The following is a 20,429-nucleotide window of genomic DNA, read 5'->3' on the forward strand; positions in this document are numbered from 1 at the left end:
CCACCCAATCGGAGACAAGGAGGCATCGCATGAATACGGTCTATAAACTCGGCGTCGTCGGTATCGGCAAGATTGCGCGTGACCAGCATCTGCCCGCCATCGCGGCGCAGCCGGGATTCGAACTCGTCGCGTGCGCGAGCCGCAACGCGAGCGTCGAAGGCGTGCGCAATTACGAGGATATCGGCGCGCTGCTGGCCGCCGAGCCCTCGCTCGATGCAATCTCGCTCTGTGCGCCGCCGCAAGTGCGCTATGAGCAGGCATTGGCCGCGCTCGAAGCGGGCAAGCACGTCATGCTGGAAAAGCCGCCGGGCGCGAGCGTGAGCGAGGTCGTCGCCTTGCATGACATCGCGCGTGCGCGCGGCTGCACGCTGTTCGCGTCGTGGCATTCGCGGGCGGCGAGCGCGGTGGAGCCCGCGCGCGCGTGGCTCGCATCGAAGGAGGCGGGCGCCCTGCGTTCGGTCGAGGTGCGCTGGAAGGAAGACGTGCGCCGCTGGCATCCGGGCCAGCAATGGATCTGGGAGCCGGGCGGTCTTGGCGTGTTCGATCCGGGCATCAACGCGCTCTCGATCGTCACGCGCATTCTGCCGCATGAAGTGGCGTTGCGCGCGGCCACGCTCACTACGCCGAGCGATACGTCCACGCCCATCGCGGCGGAACTCGATTGCGTCGCGACCAACGGCGCGCCCGTGCGCGCGGTGTTCGACTGGCGCCACGGCCCCGTCGAGGAATGGGACATCGATATCGAAACCGACGCAGGCCGCCTCTCGATGCGCGAAGGCGGCAAGCGCCTGTCGATCGCGGGCAAGGACATCGCGCTTCAGGCAGAGCGCGAATATCCCGCGCTGTACGAGCGTTTTCACGAACTCATCGCAACCAAGCAAAGCGACGTCGACGTACGGCCGCTCGCTCTCGTTGCCGATGCGTTTCTCACAGGACGTCCTATCGAAACCGAGCCGTTCGGGCGTTAGCAGCACCCGCATCACCGACACAAAAGCCAACACAAGGAGACATACGACATGACCAGCACTTTCCGCCGCCTGACCCTGCGCGCCATGATGGCCGCGATGATCGCCGGGCCTTTCGCGATGCACGGCGCGGCGCAAGCCGACGAGCCGCTCAAGATCGGCTTTCTCGTGAAGATGCCCGAACAGGCATGGTTCATCAACGAACAGAAGGCCTCGACGGCGCTCGGGCAGAAGGAAAACTTCACGTCCGTGAACATCGGCACGCCGGACGGCGAGAAAGTGCTGGCCGCTATCGACAATCTCGGCGCGCAAGGTGCGCAGGGCTTCGTGATCTGCGCACCCGACGTGCGCCTCGGACCGGCGATTCAGGCGCGCGCGAAGCGCTACAACATGAAGTTCGTGTCCGTCGACGATCAGCTCGTCGATACATCCGGCAAGCCGCTTTCGAACGTGCCGCATCTGGGCATGTCCGCCTTCAAGATCGGCAATCAGGTCGGCGATGCCATCGCGGGCGAGATGAAGCGCCGCGGCTGGAAGCCGGAGGAAGTGGGCGCATTGCGCATCACCGATTACGAACTGCCGACCGCCAAGCTGCGCACCGACGGCGCCACGCAAGCGCTGATCGCGGGCGGCTTCAAGAAGGAGAACATCTTCGATGCGCCGCAAAAGACCACCGACGACGAAGGCGGCTTCAATGCGGCGTCGCCGGTGCTCGCGCAGCATCCGAACATCAAGAAGTGGGTGATCTTCGCGCTCAATGAAGAAAGCGTGCTGGGCGGCGTGCGCGCCACGGAGCAACTGCACATTGCTTCGGCCGATGTCATCGGCGTGGGCATCAACGGCGCGGGCGAGGCCTTCGCGGAGTTCCAGAAGAAGGAACAGACGGGCTTCTTCGGCACGATCGCGGTGAGCTCGACCAATCACGGCAAGGACAGCGCGCAGAACCTCGTCGAATGGATTCGCAAAGGCAAGCAGCCGCCCGCCGACACGCAGACCACGGGCAAGCTGATGACCCGCGAGAACTGGAAGTCGGTGCGTACCGAACTCGGCATCTAAGGCGTCATGGATACGACGACGCTGGATGAAACGCGCGCGCCGGCAACGAGCGCCGGCTATCTGGAACTCGACGGCATCACGGTGAGCTTTCCCGGCGTGCGCGCGCTCGACGGCGTTTCGCTGTCGGTGCGCGCGGGCGAAGTGCATGGCCTGATGGGCGAGAACGGCGCGGGCAAATCGACGCTGCTCAAGGTGCTGTCCGGCGTGAACAAGCCGCTTGCGGGCACGTTGCGGTTGAACGGCAGCGAGCAGCGCTTCACGTCGACGCGCGAGGCGATCGCGGCGGGCATCGCGATCATCTATCAGGAACTGCATCTCGTGCCCGAGCTGACGGTTGCGGAGAACCTGATGCTCGGCGCCTTGCCGAACCGCGGCGGCGTGCTCGACGAACGCGCCCTCGTGCAACGCGCGATGAAGGAACTGGAGCGTCTGGGCGAACGCATCGACCCGCGCACGCCGGTCAAGCATCTCTCGATCGGTCAGCGGCAGATGATCGAGATCGGCAAGGCGCTGATGCGCGATGCGCGCGTGATCGCCTTCGACGAACCCACGTCGTCGCTCTCCGCGCGCGAAACCGCGCAGCTCTTTAGGATCATCGATGCCTTGCGCGCCGATGGCCGCGCGATCATCTACGTCACGCATCGCATGGACGAAGTCTACGAGCTGTGCGATCGCGTGACGGTGTTTCGCGACGGCAAGCGCATCGAGACGTTCGAGTCCGTCGCGGATCTCGAGCGCGATCGTCTCATCGGCTGCATGGTGGGCCGCTCGATCACCGATGTGTACGGCTATCGGCCGCGCGAAGCCGGCGACGTGATGCTCGAAGCGAAGGCTCTGCTCGGGCCGGGCTTGTCCGAGCCGGTCTCGTTCAGCGCGCGGCGCGGAGAGATTCTCGGCTTCTTCGGGCTTGTCGGCGCGGGCCGGTCCGAGCTGATGAAGCTCATCTACGGCGCGACGAAGGCGAGCGCGGGACACGTCGAGCTGAAGGGCAAACGCGTGGCGTTCGCGAGTCCGCGCGATGCGGTGCGCGCGGGCATCGCGCTGTGTCCCGAGGATCGCAAGCAGGAAGGCATTGTGGCGATCGCGTCGGTGTCGGACAACCTCAACATCAGCGCACGCCGGCATTTCAGTCCCGCGCGTTTCCTGCTCGATGCCCGGCGCGAACGTGCGCTCGCGCAGGAATACATCGCGAAGCTGGCGATCAAGACGCGCAGTGGCGAGACGGCCATCGGCACGCTGTCGGGCGGCAATCAGCAGAAAGTGATCCTGTCGCGCTGGCTTGCCGAACGCATCGACGTGTTTCTGATGGACGAGCCCACGCGCGGCATCGATGTCGGCGCGCGCGCCGAGATCTACAACCTGCTGTACGAGCTCGCCGAAGCGGGGCGCACGGTGATCATGGTGTCGAGCGATCTCGCCGAAGTAATCGGCGTGGCGGATCGCATCATCGTGATGAAGGAAGGGCGCATAGCGGGTTCATTGCTCAAGGCCGACGCCACCCCCGATGAACTGATCAAGCTCGCGCTGCCGCGTTGACGGCCGCGCACGGAAGGACGAACAGATTATGAGTCAACTCATGCAAACTCCAGGCACTTCATCCGCAAGCGACAGCGCCGCCCCGGTCACGCCTTCGCAGGCGCGCATGTGGGACCTCGTCAACAAGTCGGGCATCGTCGTGGTGTTCCTCGTGCTGTTCGCGGTGCTCTCCGTGACGGTGCCGGGCTTTCTCACGCCGCGCAACATTCAGGGCTTGCTGCTTTCGGTGACGCTCATCGGCTCCATCGCCGTGACGATGATGTTCGTGCTCGCCCTGGGCGAGGTGGACCTTTCCGTTGCCTCGATCGTCGCGTTCGCCGGCGTGATGGCGTCCACCGTCATCACGGCGACGCATAGCGTAACGCTCGGCATCGTGGCGGGCGTGCTCGCGGGCGGTGCCGTCGGGCTCGTGAACGGCGTGCTGATCGCGCGCTTCAAGATCAATTCGCTGATCGCCACGCTCGCGATGATGGAAGCGGTACGCGGGCTGGCCTTCCTGACCTCGAACGGCGATGCGGTGATGATCTCCGAGGAACGCTTCTTCGATCTCGGCGGCGGCTCGTTTCTCGGCATCTCGTTTCCGATCTGGAGCAACATTATCGGCTTCGTGGTGTTCGGCTTTCTGCTGAAGAAGACCGTGTTCGGCAAGAACGTGCTGGCCGTGGGCGGCAACAGCGAAGCCGCCGTGCTCGCGGGCCTGCCCGTCACCCGCATCAAGATCACGGTGTTCGTGCTGCAAGGGCTCGTGACGGGCTTTGCCGGCGTGATGCTCGCGTCGCGCATGAGTCTCGGCGATCCGAAGACATCGGTCGGTCTCGAACTCGGCGTGATCTCGGCGTGCGTGCTCGGCGGCGTATCGCTGACGGGCGGCGTCGCGACGATCTCGGGCGTGCTCGTCGGCGTCCTCATCATGGGCGCGGTGCAGGACGCGATGAGCCTGCTCAACGTGCCGACGTTCTATCAGTATCTGATTCGCGGCGGCATTCTGCTGCTGGCCGTGCTGTTCGACCAGTTCCGGCGCAGCAAGCGAGCGGTTTGACGCCTCACGCAGCGCGATACGTCGCGCTGCGCAGCGCATTGACCGCGCACACATCGCCCTCGGGCGCGGCGCGCACATTCGCGTGCCGCGCGACGAGCGGTATACGTCGCGTGCCGCCGGGCGCGAGATGAAACCAGTCGATGCGCGCGTAATAGTTCGGATCGACGATATGCACCCAGCGCGCGAGCTGCGCCGTTTCGACGACGAGACTCCAGCCTTCGCCGTCCTTCTCGACCGAGGCACGCAGGCCGATATCGCGCCGCTCGCCTATCGATGGATCGGGAAAGTGGAACGCTTCGGATAGCGTCGTGCCCGTATCCGCATCGCGCAGGACGACATGCGTCGCATCGTGCGCGCGCGGCCCGAAGCGGTACGCATACGCGATATCGAAGAACGCGCCGATCAGGGCATTTGAGGACACGCGTTGCACGCTGCGCGGCGGCAACACGATATCGTTCGAACCGCCCGCCACCTTGACCGCGCCTTCGCGCAGGCACGTCAACTCGACGCGCGCGCGAATCTCGCGCGCCGTCTCGTTGACGAGATGCACGTCGAGGCCGTCGAGGCCTTCGTCGAGAATCAGCGCCTGCACCGGTTGCAGCACGCGCGCGAGTCCATGCAGCGCGCTCTTCGGTGCGCCAAGCACGTCGATGACGCCCCAGCCCGCGCCCGGCCGCACATCGAGCAGATTCCACACGATGCCGCCCGCGCAAGTGGATCCTTCGCGACGCCATTCGGAGAATACCGCGCCGATCACATCGGCGACGACGGCGCGCGACAACTCCAGATAACGCTCGGGATTTTCATAGCGCAGACGCGGCACATCGATGCGATAGAGCGCTTGCATGTAATGCTCGCGCACGTCGTCGAAGTCCCACGCGGAACCGGGATCGCGCGGCACGCCCGATTTCCAGCGCGGCTCGTGCGCGCGCGGGTTCGGCAATGCGCGCAATGCGGCATCGTCGGGCACGTTGGCGAACGCGAGGCATTCGGAGGCAAAGCGCACTTGCGCCCGGCGAACGTCGTCGAACGCGCGCTGATACGCGGGCACGCCGTAGTAATGCGTGATGCCGCCGCGCGTGCCGAAAGGCATCGATACCGTATCGCCGGGCGCGGCGCTCGGCGAGTTCACGACATACGCGGCATCGGGCCTATGTGCGGCGATCGCGTTCGGCAACAGTTCGGTGAAAAGGCGTTGCTGATAGGCGTCGAAGGGCAAGCCGAGCATCGCGGCCTGCTGATGCACTTCGCTGCCGCCGCATAACACGGCGAGCGATGCGAAGCGCCGCGTGCGCGCGAGAAACTGTTCGGCTTCGCGTTGCGCGCTCGCGCGAAAGGATTCGTCGTCGGGATAATCGAAATTCGCAAAAGCGAAGTCCTGCCAGATCATCACGCCGTATTCGTCCGCAAGCGCGTAGAACGCATCGGACTCGTAGAGCGTGATGCCGCTCACGCGAACGATGTTGAGACCCGCGTCGCGAATCAGCCGGAAAATGCTTTCGAGCTTCTCGCGCGACGCGTCCAGCGCGACGATATCGGCCGAGGTCCAGCATGCGCCGCGCGCAAAGACAGGCACGCCGTTCACAACGAGCCGAAAGTCCTGCTGGTCCGCGCCGCGATCGACTTCTATCGTGCGAAAGCCGACATCACCGAGGTCGATATCGTTAAGCTTCACCGCATAGCGCGCCGGCTCGCCGTGCGTATGCGGAAACCACAGGCGCACGTCCGGCACGCGCACGCTGCCCGTCAGCGTATGCGCGTCCTGCCATTGCAGCGTGGCTTGCACGCTGCCGCATTCGATCCGATGCGGCGCGGGTGCTTGCGCGTGAAAGAAGCGAAGCGTGATGTCGAGCATGCCGTCGCGTCCCTCGACGCGCGTGCGCATGTCCACACGGTCGATGCATGCAGGCGATGCGCCGATCAGCTCGATCGCGCGCCACGGCCCCGCGGGCTGAATCGCCGGACACCAGCCGGACATGTGCCCGAGCAACGTCGTGCGCACGTTTCGCAGCGTGGCCGGTTGCGCGAGCTTCGGACGCCAGCGCGCGCGTGGACGTTTTGCGCCGAGCGCGGGCGCGATCGAGCGAAAGCACAGATGCAGCATGTGCTCGCCGTTCAGTTCGACATCGACGTCATGCGCGATGAACATCGAATCCGATTCGAGCAGCTTGCGGTCGTCGAGCCACACTTCGGCGATGGTCGCGAGCCCGTTGAAGCGCAGGCGCCGCTTGCCGTCGCCGGCGATCTTCACGCGATACCAGTGATCCGAATGCGCGAACGGCTGCGCGAGCGCTTCATCGGCGACGCCGGACGCGCGCAACGCGGAAGCGATCGTGCCGGGCACGGGCGCGGCGATCCAGTGCAAGTGCGTGTCTGTGAGCGTGTCGAGCGCTGCGGGCGTGGCGTATGCGCCCGCGGGTGTGCTCGCGCATTGCCAGCCTTCGGACAGACGCAGCGGCGCGTGCGCGGACAAGACGTGCATGACCTTCCTCGATGACGATGGAATGGGGAACGAAAACGAAGCCGCGCGAGAGGATCGCGCGGCTTCGGCGTTCAGAGAAAGCGCGCGGCAAGCGGCTCGATGACTTTATCGTAGGAAGCCTGCATCGAATCGAAGCAATCCTCGCACGCGTCGGCGCGCGAACGCATGCGGGCGCGCGCGAGACGGAACTGCATCACCATCGCTTCGCTCGCGAGCGACTGCGCGCTCGTCTGAATCTCGACGGGCACCTCCACGCCATGCCTGCCCAGCCAGCCGAGATACTTCGCCAGCAACTCGAAGTTCGAGCCCAACTGCCGCATCACGTTGAACGTGTAGAGGTGATAGTACGCAGGATCGCGTTCGAGCAACGCGCGCAAATGCTCGGGAAATGCCGCGCGCCATTGCTCGACGGGGTTCACCTGCGGACGATCCGCGAGCCGCAACGCAAGCAGTTCGAGCGAGCGTTGCACGAGCGCCTCGCCTTCGAGCGGGGCACGCGCGCGCTTCACGAACTCGACGTACGGAAAGAGCGCGTGCACGTCGCTCGCGAGGCCGGGCATCAGACGGAAGACGCCGTCGTAGTCTTCGCCCGACAACACGAAATAGCCCGCGTTATGGAAGTACGTGATGCGCTTCGCTTCCGTGTCGATGGCGTCGATGGCGATGGTCGTCTTCGTATGCGTCTGCCGGTACGCGGTCGCGCGCGTGTCGGGCAGATAGTACGCATCCATTTCGACCACCACCATCTGCCCGCGACGCGTCTGCTCGCGCACGTGCGCTTCCACCGTGTCGTAGATCGCGAGCTCCTGCGCCTGAAGGCCGTAGAGCCGCGCGATATCGTCGAGCGAGAACTTCGGGAACGTGAACTGATCGCCCTCGAACGCCTGCGTCACCGTGAAGCCGAGCCCCGCATGCGGATCGCAACGGTAGTGATGCAGCAGCTCGATCCACAGATCGACATAGCAATTCGTTTCCAGCCACACGCGCTCTTCACGATGCAGCGCGTGTTGCTGAAAGCCGCTATCCGCAGGCGTGGACGTGGCGATCACGGTTTCTGCCGGCGAGCGTGCGTTCATACGTTCGTTCCCAGGTTCGCGAGGCCTTGTTCGATGAGCGGCGCCTTGTCGCCCCAGAGCAACTGGCGCACTTTCTCGGGCCACGCATTCACATCGAGTCCGTGATGACGGAAGAGCGCGAGCGTGGTGCGCTCCATGCCGAATCCGACGCACGCGGTATGCGCCACTTCGTCGTCGGCCTGACGGATATGCCACAGCTCGCCGAAGTGATCCTGGTGATAGTTGAACGACAGGCACGCGGTCGGACGATCGGGCGTTGCGACGGGCACGAGCAGTTCGAACTTGAGCTGCTGCGCACGCTGGCTGTCCGCGACGATCATGCCGCCACGCCCGAAGAACGGATCGTTGGCGAGATCGATCTCGAAGGGCAATTCGAGCAGGTTCACGAGCAGCGAGCCGCGGTCGATCCACTTCTGGCGGAACGCCATGACCTGTTCGGGGCTGCCTACGCGAATATATTCGCGCATGCGGAACATCTGCATGCGGCCCGGATCGATGGACGGCTCGTGACGGAAGCAGTACGAGAAGGCGTCGAAGGTCGCGCCGTCTTCGGCGAGCTTGCCGCGCTTCGCGACGAGCGGATAGATCGGATAGCATGCGGCCGGCGTGAGCACGAGGCGCGTGGGCTTTTGCTGATCCATCCATGCGTCGGAGCGCTCTTCCTCTTCGCCGACATGCACGATCTTGTCGAGCGCTTCGAGCAGGCGATGATGCCCGCGGTCGTTGCCCTGGAAGCTATGGATCGTGCCCGCGAGATTCGGGAAGCTCTTCAGATACTCGCTGTCCTCGAAGTCGCGGCGGCGCATCGCGGGCGGAAAGCGCAACACTTCCGCGTGCTGATCGGCGCCGAGCATGGTGATGGCCTGATTCAGGCGCTCGACGACATCCTCGAATACTTCGCTGCGGCCATACAGACCGTCTTCGCCCGTGTCGAGCAGAATGCCCGCCTCGAGGAGACGATCGCGCAAGGTCAGGTCCGATTTATCGTACGGGGCCTGAGCCGCTTCCGCTTGCTGTGCTTGTTGGGCTTGTTGTGCTTCGGCCTGCATCATCGCGGCCTGTTCCGTCGGCATGTTCATCGTCAAAGTGTCCCCGTTGCGGCGCGCTGCGCAAGCAGCAGATTCGCCGTGTTCAATTCAATGCGGTCGTTGCTGATCATGAGCGGCGACGAGTGCAGATCGCGCAGATGCCGTCCCACGCTGAACGGCGTGTCGTTCTTGTAGCCCGCCATGCCGCAGATCATCAGCGTCTCTTGCACGACATGCACGGCCGATTGCGAAATCGCCAGCTTGAGCATGTTGAGGTCGGCATTGATGCCGATCGATGCCGCGAGCGGCGCGTCGTCGTCGTTGCTCTGGCTCGCCTTGCGCGCCGCGCGCTGCGCGCTCGCGGCTTCGACATTGGCGAGCGATTCGCGCAGGCGCGCCTGCATCATCTTGATGAGCGTGAGCACTTGCGAAAGCCGTGCGGCCGATGGCGGCAGCGCGGGCTTGCCGCGCGCCTGATTGCGGAAAAACTGATGCGCGCGGTTGGTCGCATCGCTCGCGATGCCGCACCAGACCGCCGACCACAAGGTATGCGATACGGGCAGCATGCTTTCGTCGGCGATCTTCGAGAACGGCGTGGGCAGGATCTGCTCCGCGGTGCCGCTCGCGACGAGGCGATGCCCTTCGCTGCAAGTGCCGCGCATGCCGAGCGTGTCCCACGTGCCGCGCTGTTCGAGCGTGAACGTATCGCGAGGCGCGACGATCAGGACCTGATCCGAAGGCGGCGCATCCGGATGACGGCGCGCCGTGACGAGAATCGCGTCGGCATACTTGCCGTACGAGATGGTCGGCGCGAGCTTCTCGATGCGAAACGCGTCATCGACGAGATCGACTGCGCACGCGCTCGTGCGCATGTTGCCGCCGATGTTCTCTTCCGACGTGGCCGATGCGAGCAGCAATTGCTCGCTGACCATGCGCGCGAGAAAGTCGCGCTGCCACGCCACGTTCGCGCCGTGATCGACGATGCACACGACCTGGCTCTGATGCATCGCATAGATCATCGCGGACGACGCGCAGCCTTGCGCGAGGGCTTCGCACAGGCGCGCCACGCCGGTGAGCGAGAGACCGTCGCCGCCGTAACTCGCCGGGATCATCGCGGAGAAGAGGCGCTCTTCGCGCATCGCCTCGACGGCTTCGGCGGGAAAACGCGCCTGCCGGTCCACCGCATCGGCGTGCTTCGCCGCGACGGCGGCAACGCGCTTCGCGGCTTCGATCAGCTCGCTTTCGCTGCGCGCGCCGACGCTCTGCGCGAGCTCGGCGATCTCCAGCTCCTGAGCGGGCGCGTTCATGCTGCCGCCTGCGCGCGACGCAGTTCATCGACCGCCGCCGCGAGCGAATCGACGCTCGAGAACAGGCGGCGCGTGAGCATGTGGTCGGGAATCTCGATGCCGAATTCGTCTTCGATAGCGAGCATCACGTGAACCGTGGCAAGCGAGGAGAGACCGGCGGAATAGAGATCGTCGCTGTCGGAGAGCGTGTCGATGGGCACGTCGAGACGAGCGGACTCGGCGAGGATACGGCGCAATTCAGTTTTCATTGTGTGTGTTTTCCCTGTTACCCGACCAACGGTCAATTTAATCCGGACTGCGACGATGAATTCTTATCGAATGCCGCATTCATTCCGGAACGTGCTGACAGCGGTGTTGTTCTTCTCTCGTGAAGACGGTTTCACGAGCCTCCTCTCACGCACTGCCGTTTTCTTTGTTTGATCGTATTTAACGGATTTGCGGCACTATGCGTCCGTGCGATGGCGCACGGAGGGCTTCCAAGAGCCATGCGGCGTTATGTGCGATAACCCGCACGCTTTTAATCGCCGATATCGTTCAAACTCCTGCTGGCCGTGCTTTACGCAATGCGCGTTGTTTGTCCATATCAATCTTGCAAGTTTTATGCGAGATTGAAAGCAATCTGAAAATATAAGGACGCGGGTGAGGTAATTGGTACTGATTGCGCTACTGCTTATGTTTGTGTTGCTGTTCGTCGTCTGGAATAAACGGCGCGCCACGATTTTCTTGCTGGCATGCGCGGTATTCTGGCTGCTCGGAAGCTGGCTTGCGGGCCCGCTCGTGTGGATCGCGAATTCCGGCTTTGGCGTGGCGAGGGAGCCGCATCTGGGCGCGCGCACGGCGATCATCGTGCTTGGCGGGGGCACGCGCCACGATTTCTACAAGCGTCTCGTGCCCGAAGGCGATGGGATGGCCCGCATCGATCTCGCGGCATCGCTCTACAGGCGCTGTGTCGAAACGGAAAAGTCGTGCTTCGTCGTCATGAGCGGCGGCAATCCGCAGCATCATGAACAGAGCGAAGCCGATCTCTATAGCGGCTTTCTGCTCGACGCGGGCGTGAAACGCGCGGATCTCGTCATCGAAAATCAGAGTCTCGATACCTACGAGAACGCGCGCAATACGGCAAAGCTGCTACGGTCGAGGCAATACGACACGTCGGTGCTCGTTACCTCGTCGCTGCATATGCGCCGCGCGATGCTCGCGTTCGGCAGTTTCGGCGTGCATCCGCAGCCGGCGGTGGCCTCGATACGCGAACCGGATTCGCGCTGGGTGCTGCGCCCGGCCGCCTTGTTCGATTCGAACCGCGCGTTGCACGAGCTGGTCGGCATCGCGCGATTCTATGTCTGGCGATGGATCGGGTTGTATTGACGCGATTCGTCAACTCGCGCGGCCCGACGAGAGCGCCTCCCTCAGATAACCCGCCGTGCGGCTCGTGGCATGCTTCTCGATGCGTTGCGGCGGGCCTTCCACGACGATCTTGCCGCCATCCTCGCCCGCGCCCGGACCGATATCGATGACCCAGTCGGACGACGACGCGACCCGCATGTCGTGCTCGACGACGACCACGGTGTTGCCCGCATCGACGAGTCCCTGCAGTTGCGCCATGAGGCGGTCCACGTCGGCGGGATGCAGGCCCGTCGTCGGTTCGTCGAGGATATAGAGCGTGTCGCCGCGGTGCGCGCGCTGCAGTTCCGTCGCGAGCTTGATGCGTTGCGCTTCGCCGCCGGAAAGTTCCGTCGCGGGCTGCCCGAGCCGCAGATAGCCGAGACCGATGTCGCGCAGCACGGCAAGCGCGCGCATCACGTTCGGTTCATCGGCAAAAAAGTCGCACGCGGCATCGACGCTCATGCCGAGCACGTCGGCGATGTTCTTGCCGTGCCATTCGATCTCCAGCGTCTGCGGGTTGTATCGCGAGCCGTGACACGTCGCGCAGGACGTGTAGACGCTCGGCAGAAACAGCAGCTCGACGCTCACGAAGCCTTCGCCTTCGCAGGTCGGGCAGCGCCCTTGCGCGACATTGAACGAAAAGCGCCCCGCGCCGTAGCGGCGTTTGCGGGCGGCGGGCGTGTCGGCGAAGAGCTTGCGAACGTGATCGAAGAGGCCCGTGTAGGTCGCGAGATTCGAGCGCGGCGTGCGGCCAATCGGCTTCTGATCGACGCGCACGAGACGCCGGATCGTCTCCATGCCCTCGACGATGCGTCCGCCCGCGGAGGCGTCGGCGGCTGCGAAGAGCGGGTCCTGCTCGTCGTCCTGGGCGTCGTCGAGCGCGCGTCCGAGCCGTTCGGCGACGAGTTCCGGCAGCGCCTGGCTCACGAGGCTCGACTTGCCCGAGCCTGAAATGCCGGTGACCGTCGTGAAGGCGCCGAGCGGAAAGGCCGCGTCGATGCCATGCAGATTGTTGCGTGTGATGCCCTCGATCCTCAGCCAGCCGCGCGGCTTGCGCGCCGCACGTTCGCTCGTCTTCCGCGAGGCGAAAAGATGCGCGCGCGTCTGCGATTCGACGACCGATGCGAGGCCTGCCGGCGGTCCGCTATAGAGCACGTGTCCGCCGCGTTCGCCGGCGGCCGGACCGACATCGACGAGCCAGTCCGCGCGCCGCATCGTATTCAGATCGTGCTCGATGACGAAGAGCGAATTGCCCGCCGCCTTCAGACGCTGCAACGCGGCGAAGAGCGCTTCGCTGTCGGCGGGATGCAGCCCCGCGGACGGTTCGTCGAGCACGTAGACGACGCCGAATAGTTGCGAAGCGAGTTGTGTCGCGAGCCGCAGCCGCTGCAATTCGCCGGATGAGAGCGTCGGTGTCGCGCGATCGAGCGAGAGGTAGCCGAGTCCGAGATCGATCAGCGTGGCGAGCCGCTCCAGCAAGTCGGCGGCGATGCGCTCGGCGGCAGCGCGTTTCTCGTCGGAAAGGTTCGCCGTGCGGCGCACATCGGGCGCGGCCTTGTGCGCCGAGCCGCCCGCCGCGACGCGCTGCGCCACAGCCGCGTCGCGCGCTTTCTTCGTGAGCGCGGCGCCGGGCGCATCGTCGTGAGCGGGCCATTCGCCGCGCGCGATCGGCGCGAGCAGATCGGCGAGACGGTTGAGCGGCAGCCGCGCGAACTCGGCGATGTCGAGCCCCGCGAAGGTCACGGACAGCGCTTCCTTCTTGAGCCGCTTGCCGTGGCACGCGGCGCAATCGCTGCCGATCATGAAGCGCGACACGCGCTTTTTCATGAGCGCGCTTTGCGTATGCGCGAAGGTGTGCAGCACGTAGCGGCGCGCGCCGGTGAACGTGCCCTGATAGCTCGGCTCCGCGCCGCGTTTGAGCGCCGCCTGCGTTTCCTTCGGCGTGAGTCCGGCGTACACGGGGGCGGTCGGCTGCTCTTCGGTGAAGAGAATCCAGTCGCGGTCTTTCTTCGGCAGGTCGCGCCAGGGGGTGTCGACGTCGTAACCGAGCGTGACGAGGATATCGCGCAGATTCTGCCCGTGCCATGCCGGCGGCCAGGCCGCGATGGCGCGCTCGCGAATCGTGAGCGAGTCGTCCGGCACCATCGACTTTTCCGTGACTTCGTAGACGCGGCCGAGACCGTGACAGACCGGGCACGCGCCCTGGACCGTGTTCGGCGAGAAATCTTCGGCGTACAGCATCGGCTGTTTCGGCGGATAGCTGCCGGTGCGCGAATACAGCATGCGCACGAGGCTCGACAGCGTCGTCACGCTGCCGACCGATGACCGCGCATTCGGCGCGCCGCGCTGCTGCTGGAGCGCGACGGCGGGCGGCAGGCCTTCGATGGAATCGACCTGCGGCACGCCGACCTGCTCGATCAAGCGGCGCGCATACGGCGCAACCGACTCGAAGTAGCGCCGCTGGGCCTCGGCGTACAGCGTGCCGAACGCAAGCGACGATTTCCCCGATCCCGAGACGCCGGTGAACACGACGAGCGCGTCGCGCGGCACATCGACATCGACGTTTTTCAGGTTGTGCTCGCGCGCGCCGCGAACGCGCACGAAACCTGCTCTCGATGCAGATGCGGCATCGTCGCGATCGGCTGGCTTGCGGGTGGTTTTACGGACATCCATGGGCAGGGCGGAATGACGGCCAGACGCGGCGTGGAGGTTGAGAAGGAGATTGAGCAGCGAGCATGCAGCATGCCATATACCAGATGGCATTTTGCGTTATGCATCTTGCGTGCGGAATGCAAACCGACTGGCGATGAAACCGAAGGAGAGGACAATGAGGACGGCAGTGTGGAAGGTGTTGCTCGCGGCGGCTGCGAGCATGACGATGGGCGTCTCAGGCGTGGCGCTGGCGCAATCGGGCGGCGGCAATGGGAATGGCGGTTCGGGCGGCGGCAATGCGCACGGCGCGGCGACAGCCGGGCCGACCGTTGGCGGCGAAAGTACGTCCGCGCCCGGCAGCGCGCGTCAGGATGGCGCGCATGTCAAGCACAAGAAGAAGGCGAAGCCCGCGACGCAAACGCAATAAAGCAATGAAGCCATGACGCGCGGGCGCTGCGGATCAGGCCGCTACGCTTTCCACGTCGATATCGTCGGTGCCGAGGCGCGAGAAGATGTCGCACACCGCGCGCATCTCGGCTTCGTCGCGAATGCTGACGATCACGCGCGTGATGGCACAGGCTTCGTCCGCGTCGTCGCCATCGGCGCCGAACGAGGGCAGGATGTCGTCGCCGGTCATATCGAGGCCGAACGGGTAGTCGTGCGTATCGACCACGCCGAGATGCTCGCCGTGGCCCGCGTACTCCGCCGCGATCCACTGGGTCTGCGCGTTGTTGCTCTGAGTCTGCGAAGCGTGGAAATCGGCAAAGCCGCTCATGCTCGCCAGGCGCACCCGGTCGCCCGCGATGCCTTCCGCGCGCAAGTCTTCCAATGCTTCGTCCAGCTTTCGCGCGCCACAGAACGCGCCGCTTACTTCACGCATCATTGCTCGTCTCCTTGCCTGCCAACCTCGATGCTGCGCCTCAGTATCGCCGTGAACCCGGCGAATGGGAATACGGATGTTCACCGGCTTTCGCCTGATGGTTGACGGCGACGCGCGAGCAGCGCAACGCATGTGACGAGGCGCACAGACACGCGCCCATACGCACGAAACCAGCCGGTGAACCGCTGTGCTCAGGCCCGCGAGTGCGCGAGGAGATGGCGAATCCAACGGATGCGGACATGGATTCGCGAGCCGGACGATAAAGCGAACTCGCCCTATACAGACGAGCGCGCACGGCCGATATGCGGCTGATGCCGCCTGGCTGGCGCGTTTTCACTTCATGCGGTACTTCAACTTTACGCCGCAACCGGCGGTTTATCAACGGGTTGCTTTGTCCCTAATCGCATGATTTCGAGGTGTTCGTCATCGCCTTACCCGACTCCTGATTCGCTTAATCGTTAAAACGAATGCTGGTTCTAAATCGGCGTGTGCAATGCGGCGGCATCTTGCGTGCAAAATTCGATAGTCATCGTACAAGCTGTCGCGCGCCCTATAATGGGCCGGTCAGCACACACCATGATCGGCCTTTTCAATGTCCCAAGCACTCGCGTCCGGCGCGCTTCGCCGCTCCCGCAATCTCACCGAGGAAGTCGTCGCCGAATTGTCTGAGCGGATTCGCAGCGGCGCGCTTCAGCCGGGCGACAAGCTGCCGACGGAATCCGAAATCATGGCGCAGCTCGGCGTGAGCCGAACGGTCGTGCGCGAATCCATCTCGCGGCTGCAAGCGGCGCGGCTCGTGCAGACGCGTCACGGCATCGGGACGTTCGTGCTCGAAGCGGGCGATCAGGACCGGTTCCAGATCGAAGCCGCAGGCGATCTCACCGTGCGTGACGTGATGGCCATTCTCGAACTGCGCATCAGTCTCGAAGCGGAAGCGGCGGGACTCGCCGCCATGCGCCGCACCGACGACAATCTCGCGCAGATGCGCCGCGCGCTCGACGAGTTCGAGCGCCTCGTCGAAGCGGGCGAGGGCAACGCCGTCGCCGCCGATGTCGCGTTCCATCTGGAACTCGCGAAGGCAACCGGCAATCGTTACTTTCACAGCATCCTGAGTCAGCTCGGCAACACCATCATTCCGCGTACGCGCGTCAACTCCGCGGCGCTCGCGCACAACGATCCGGGCAGCTATCTCGATCGCGTGAATCGCGAGCACGAAGACATCTACGATGCGATCGAGCGTCGCGATCCCGAAGCGGCGCGCGCGGCCATGCGCATGCATTTGTCGAATAGCCGCGAGCGCTTGCGGCGTGCGCACGAAGCGTTGTCGAAGTCGCAAGACGCGGGATGAACGCCGTCTGAATCAAACGCGAGGTCTAGTCCTCGTCGAGCATCACCGACAGCGTTCCCGCTTCGCTTTGCACACCCGCATCGAGATCGATCTCGTGCGGCGTCATGGTGGCGATTGCGCGCAGCAGACGCGGCGAGAAGCGCGCGCCGAATCGCGCAATGTCGGCTTCGCGCGTGGCGTCATCGGCATGAGATAGCGCGCGCAATTCGCTCAACGGCAAGCCAACGAAAAGATCGAGCGGATACGGCGGCGCATCGGCATCGGCCGACGTTCGCGCTGATTCAGGCGCGCGAATGCGCAAGCCCGGTTGCAGATGCGATTCGAGTTCCATCGTCACTTCATAGCTGGCTTCGGCCTCCAGCGCCGAATGCGCTTCGCTGCGTAAAAACGGCGCGACGGATTGAAGGCGCGCGAGTTCTTCGTCGGACAGCAGCATGATTTTCTCCTTGAAACTTCGATTCAAGTTATCACGCTCACTCGGCGCTCGCTGACACGGGGCAAGGTCTCGATGAACAATAGTTGGTCGAACGAAATGCAAACGTTTCACGCGTTTGCCTGAGTGTTTCGTCGCACTCGATTGCCATTGCATATCGATCCGAAACTGACAAAATCGCCATGCAGGCGTCAACCGGACGCTGGTTCGAGCCGTTATCAAGACGGGCGCAAAACTTTACAGCTAGCGATTGTTTTTAGCACCGTCGGCACCGGTCTTTCATTACGCTAACAAGCCCAGCATTTCTTCCGAGAGCCTCGTTCGAGGCAGCATTCAATCCCTTGCGTTTTCTTTACGAACCACCAAGGGCAGCAAGCTAGACGAATTATTACCAAATATTTCGGCGCGTCACCGCCGGAATCGTGGAGAGCAGAGCACTTGAAGATCCTACATAGCGAGTCCTCAACGGGATGGGGCGGTCAGGAGATCCGCACGTTGAAGGAGATGGTGGCGCTGCGCGAAGGCGGCCATACCGTCGAGCTGGTGTGTCCGATCAAGGCGCGCCTCGGGCATCGCTGCAAGGAACTCGGTTTCACCGTGCATCACGCGCGCATGCGCGGGGGCGGCGACATGCAGTCGATGCTGCACATCGGCGCGTTGCTGCGCCGCCGTCCGTTCGATGTGGTCAACACTCATAGCGGTCATGACAGTCTCGTCGCGGGCACGGCGGCGCGGCTCGCGCGCACGCCGCTCATCGTGCGCACGCGGCATCTCGCGCTGCCCATTTCTTCGCTCGCCACCTATACGTGGATTCCGCATCGCGTGATCGCCGTGAGTCACTACGTGCGGCGCTATCTGATTTCGGCGGGCGTCGCCGAGAAGCGGGTGCAGACGATCTATGACGGCATCGTCAAGCCGCAGCCCGTCGCGCATTCGACGCTGCGCGAGGAACTCGGTCTCGGCGACGATGCGTTCATCGCGTGCATGGTCGCGATCATGCGCGACAAGAAGGGCCATGAAGATCTGATCGCCGCGGTGCGTCCGCTGCTCGACACCTATCCGCACCTGCACGTCGTGATGGCGGGCGACGGCGATCTATACGTTCGCATCAAGGGCATCGTGGAAGGCCTCGGTCTTGCGCATCGCATTCACTTGCTGGGCTTTCGCACCGACGTGCCGAACATCTTCCGCGGCTCCGATCTCTTCGTGCTGCCGACGCATCAGGAAGCGCTCGGCCAGGCGTTCATCGAGGCGATGGACGCGGGCTTGCCGGTCATCGGCACGCGTGTCGATGGCGTGCCCGAACTGATCGAAGACGACGTGAACGGCCTGCTCGTCCCGCCGCACGATCCGGTTGCGCTGCGCGCGGCGATCGCCCGCATGATCGACGATCCGGCTTTGCGTCAACGTCTTCAACGCGAAAGCGTGCGCATCACCGAACGCGGCTTCACCGTCGGCGAAATGGCGCAAGAGACGGCGCGCTTCTATCAACGCGCCTTGCAGGAGCGGGGGCATCCGCAATGAGCAGGAAGCAGGCACGCGCCGTTCCCGTGCTGATGTACCACCATGTCAGCACGTCGCCGGGCATGATTACCGTCACGCCCGGGCATTTCGCCGCGCAAATGGATTATCTGGCGAGCGCGGGTTATCGAACCATCGGCTCGGCACAACTCGCGGCGTTTCTGCGCGGCGAGGACATGCCGCCGAAATCGATTGTCATTACCTTCGACGATGGCTATCTCGACAACTGGGTGCACGCGCATCCCGTGCTCGAGCGCCACGGCTTCACGGCCTTGTGCTTTCTCGTGAGCAGCTGGCCGGGCGAAGGCCATGTGCGCCCGAATGCGGCGTATGCGGGCTCGGCCTTGCCGGCTCTGCTCGATCATCATGCGGGCGAACGCGCGATCGAGAGCGGACGTGCCGACGATGCGATCCTGCGCTGGTCCGAGATCGAAGCGATGCGCGCTGCCGGCACGTTCGAGTTCCATAGTCACACGCATACGCATGTGCGCTGGGACCGCGTCGCGGGCTCGCCGGGCGAGAAGCGCGAACGTCTGCACGACGATCTACACGCGGCGCGTGCCGCGTTGCGCGCCCGCCTCGGCGAAGTCTCCGATCATCTGTGCTGGCCGCAAGGCTATTACGACGACGACTATCGGGACGTGGCGCTGAGCGCGGGTTTCAGGCACTTCTATACGTGCCATACGGGCACGAACGTCGGCGCGAATCCGCTCGATCGCAATGCATCGCCCGATGCGGAGCGCACCATCAAGCGGCTCGAAGTGCGCGATCGTCCGGCGTCGTGGCTGGCGTCGCGCTTATGGGTGCATACGCGGCCCGCGATCAGCCGGGCCTATCTCAAGATCAAGCGCTGAATCGCGCGCGATGCGATTGCACGAAAGCGGCAATCGCATCGTTCACGGCTTCGGCCGCATCGCGATGCGGCGAGTGCCTGCACTGCGCCAGCTTGACGAGTTGCGTGTGCGGGATGGCCGCCTCGATCTCGTCGAGTTGCAGCATCGACGCGTATTCGTCGTCGTAGCCTTGTATCGCCAGCAATGGGCGCACGATCGACGATATCTCTTGCGTGATGTTCCAGCGAAGAAAAGCGGGATTCAGCCACGCATCGTTCCAGCCGTAAAAGGCTGAATCCACGTCGTCGTGATACGCACTCAGTTTTTCCCTGAACGACGTGGTCTCATACGTGCGGCGGGCCTTTTCGATGCCTTCCACCGTCATTGCCTCGACGAATACATGCGGCGCCATGATGGCGAGACCGGCGAGCGCTTCGGGAAAGGCGCTCGCATACAGGAGCGCGATCGTGCCGCCGTCGCTATGGCCGACGAGCCACATGCGCGCGCGTTCATCGGCGCCGATGCCGAGCGCATCGAGCAGGGCGGGCAGTACCTCATGCGCTTGCTTATGCAGAAATTCGACCGGCCACGTTTCTTCGGCCCGTCGAGGCGTTGAGCGCCCATAACCCGGTCGGGAATAAACGAGGCCGCGGCATTTGAGGCGATCGCATAGTGTCTGCGGCCAGTCTTTCCATAGCGCGATCGATCCCAGCCCCTCATGCAGGAATAGCGCAATGGGCGCCTCGGCGCGCTCCGCATTCAACCACTGATATTCGATATGCACCGGATAAGCACCGTCGTTCAACTCGACGAAGCGCGTTGCATTCATATTCTCTGCCGGGCCGTTCATGAAAGTTTTATGACTGAATTCGATCGATAAAGATTAACAG

18 protein-coding genes are annotated in these 20,429 nt (G+C 64.0%); 9 read left to right on the top strand and 9 right to left on the bottom strand.

The features are described 5' to 3' along the window. The first annotated feature begins 29 nt into the window (after window positions 1-29). Genes AWB70_RS07450 through araH form a run of 4 tightly spaced genes read left to right on the top strand, consistent with a single transcriptional unit; the run spans window position 30 to window position 4,596 of the window. Window positions 30-968, top strand: a complete 939-nt coding sequence (locus AWB70_RS07450; protein ID WP_053571221.1) for a Gfo/Idh/MocA family protein — start codon at window positions 30-32, stop codon at window positions 966-968. A 48-nt stretch (window positions 969-1,016) separates the two neighbouring features. Then, window positions 1,017-2,021, top strand: coding sequence for an arabinose ABC transporter substrate-binding protein (locus tag AWB70_RS07455; RefSeq protein WP_014252184.1), 1,005 nt, complete (start codon window positions 1,017-1,019; stop codon window positions 2,019-2,021). A 6-nt stretch (window positions 2,022-2,027) separates the two neighbouring features. Beyond that, a complete protein-coding gene (araG, locus tag AWB70_RS07460; RefSeq protein ID WP_053571222.1) occupies window positions 2,028-3,557 on the top strand; it encodes an L-arabinose ABC transporter ATP-binding protein AraG in 1,530 nt (509 codons plus the stop codon). Between the two features lie 28 nt (window positions 3,558-3,585). Then, a complete protein-coding gene (gene araH / locus AWB70_RS07465) occupies window positions 3,586-4,596 on the top strand; it encodes an L-arabinose ABC transporter permease AraH (RefSeq protein ID WP_014252186.1) in 1,011 nt (336 codons plus the stop codon). 4 nt (window positions 4,597-4,600) lie between these two features. On the opposite strand, the gene AWB70_RS07470 is transcribed toward araH, so the two are convergent. The 5 genes from AWB70_RS07470 to AWB70_RS07490 all read right to left on the bottom strand — a co-directional run bounded on the left by AWB70_RS07470 (window position 4,601) and on the right by AWB70_RS07490 (window position 10,737). Beyond that, the gene (locus tag AWB70_RS07470; protein ID WP_053571223.1) at window positions 4,601-7,078 is read right to left on the bottom strand and encodes a glycosyl hydrolase 2 galactose-binding domain-containing protein; all 2,478 of its coding nucleotides are present in this window, start codon (window positions 7,076-7,078) and stop codon (window positions 4,601-4,603) included. A 71-nt stretch (window positions 7,079-7,149) separates the two neighbouring features. Next, window positions 7,150-8,154 carry a DUF1839 family protein gene (locus AWB70_RS07475; protein ID WP_041733332.1) on the bottom strand — a complete coding sequence of 335 codons (1,005 nt, stop codon included), beginning with the start codon at window positions 8,152-8,154 and terminating at the stop codon, window positions 7,150-7,152. Further along, on the bottom strand, window positions 8,151-9,203 hold the full coding sequence (locus tag AWB70_RS07480) for an amino acid--[acyl-carrier-protein] ligase (protein ID WP_075644327.1): 1,053 nt from the start codon (window positions 9,201-9,203) through the stop codon (window positions 8,151-8,153). The genes AWB70_RS07475 and AWB70_RS07480 overlap by 4 nt, the downstream gene beginning before the upstream one ends. 32 nt (window positions 9,204-9,235) lie before the next feature. Then, window positions 9,236-10,489 (bottom strand): acyl-CoA dehydrogenase family protein, encoded by a 1,254-nt coding sequence (locus AWB70_RS07485; RefSeq protein WP_053571224.1) that lies wholly within the window; start codon window positions 10,487-10,489, stop codon window positions 9,236-9,238. Then, window positions 10,486-10,737 carry an acyl carrier protein gene (locus tag AWB70_RS07490; protein ID WP_045460334.1) on the bottom strand — a complete coding sequence of 84 codons (252 nt, stop codon included), beginning with the start codon at window positions 10,735-10,737 and terminating at the stop codon, window positions 10,486-10,488. Before AWB70_RS07490 ends, AWB70_RS07485 begins: the two co-directional genes overlap by 4 nt. Before the next feature lie 475 nt (window positions 10,738-11,212). On the opposite strand from AWB70_RS07490, the gene AWB70_RS07495 reads away from it, so the two are divergent. Next, window positions 11,213-11,854 (top strand): YdcF family protein, encoded by a 642-nt coding sequence (locus tag AWB70_RS07495; RefSeq protein WP_231928013.1) that lies wholly within the window; start codon window positions 11,213-11,215, stop codon window positions 11,852-11,854. A 9-nt stretch (window positions 11,855-11,863) separates the two neighbouring features. Here AWB70_RS07495 and AWB70_RS07500 read toward each other — a convergent pair whose 3' ends face one another. Next, complete coding sequence (locus AWB70_RS07500) at window positions 11,864-14,545, bottom strand: excinuclease ABC subunit UvrA (protein ID WP_053571226.1); 2,682 nt, start codon at window positions 14,543-14,545, stop codon at window positions 11,864-11,866. 154 nt (window positions 14,546-14,699) lie between these two features. Between AWB70_RS07500 and AWB70_RS07505 the strand changes: the two genes are divergently transcribed. Continuing rightward, entirely contained in the window at window positions 14,700-14,951 is a 252-nt protein-coding gene (locus AWB70_RS07505) for a hypothetical protein (RefSeq protein WP_053571227.1), read from the top strand. A gap of 33 nt (window positions 14,952-14,984) precedes the next feature. Here AWB70_RS07505 and AWB70_RS07510 read toward each other — a convergent pair whose 3' ends face one another. After that, window positions 14,985-15,407, bottom strand: a complete 423-nt coding sequence (locus AWB70_RS07510; protein WP_053571228.1) for a hypothetical protein — start codon at window positions 15,405-15,407, stop codon at window positions 14,985-14,987. 589 nt (window positions 15,408-15,996) lie between these two features. Between AWB70_RS07510 and AWB70_RS07515 the strand changes: the two genes are divergently transcribed. Continuing rightward, window positions 15,997-16,752, top strand: a complete 756-nt coding sequence (locus tag AWB70_RS07515; RefSeq protein ID WP_014252195.1) for a FadR/GntR family transcriptional regulator — start codon at window positions 15,997-15,999, stop codon at window positions 16,750-16,752. A 25-nt stretch (window positions 16,753-16,777) separates the two neighbouring features. On the opposite strand, the gene AWB70_RS07520 is transcribed toward AWB70_RS07515, so the two are convergent. After that, on the bottom strand, window positions 16,778-17,188 hold the full coding sequence (locus AWB70_RS07520; RefSeq protein WP_053571229.1) for a hypothetical protein: 411 nt from the start codon (window positions 17,186-17,188) through the stop codon (window positions 16,778-16,780). A 435-nt stretch (window positions 17,189-17,623) separates the two neighbouring features. Here AWB70_RS07520 and AWB70_RS07525 point away from each other — a divergent pair, with 435 nt between their 5' ends. Then, window positions 17,624-18,709: a glycosyltransferase gene (locus tag AWB70_RS07525; RefSeq protein ID WP_053571230.1), complete on the top strand. Its 1,086-nt coding sequence runs from the start codon at window positions 17,624-17,626 to the stop codon at window positions 18,707-18,709. Continuing rightward, complete coding sequence (locus AWB70_RS07530) at window positions 18,706-19,560, top strand: polysaccharide deacetylase family protein (RefSeq protein WP_053571231.1); 855 nt, start codon at window positions 18,706-18,708, stop codon at window positions 19,558-19,560. The genes AWB70_RS07525 and AWB70_RS07530 overlap by 4 nt, the downstream gene beginning before the upstream one ends. Here the strand turns inward: AWB70_RS07530 and AWB70_RS07535 are convergent. Beyond that, complete coding sequence (locus tag AWB70_RS07535) at window positions 19,550-20,368, bottom strand: alpha/beta fold hydrolase (RefSeq protein WP_235024157.1); 819 nt, start codon at window positions 20,366-20,368, stop codon at window positions 19,550-19,552. The genes AWB70_RS07530 and AWB70_RS07535 overlap by 11 nt on opposite strands. Window positions 20,369-20,429 lie beyond the last annotated feature (61 nt).

This window comes from Caballeronia cordobensis (assembly GCF_001544575.2).
Lineage (GTDB): Bacteria > Pseudomonadota > Gammaproteobacteria > Burkholderiales > Burkholderiaceae > Caballeronia > Caballeronia cordobensis.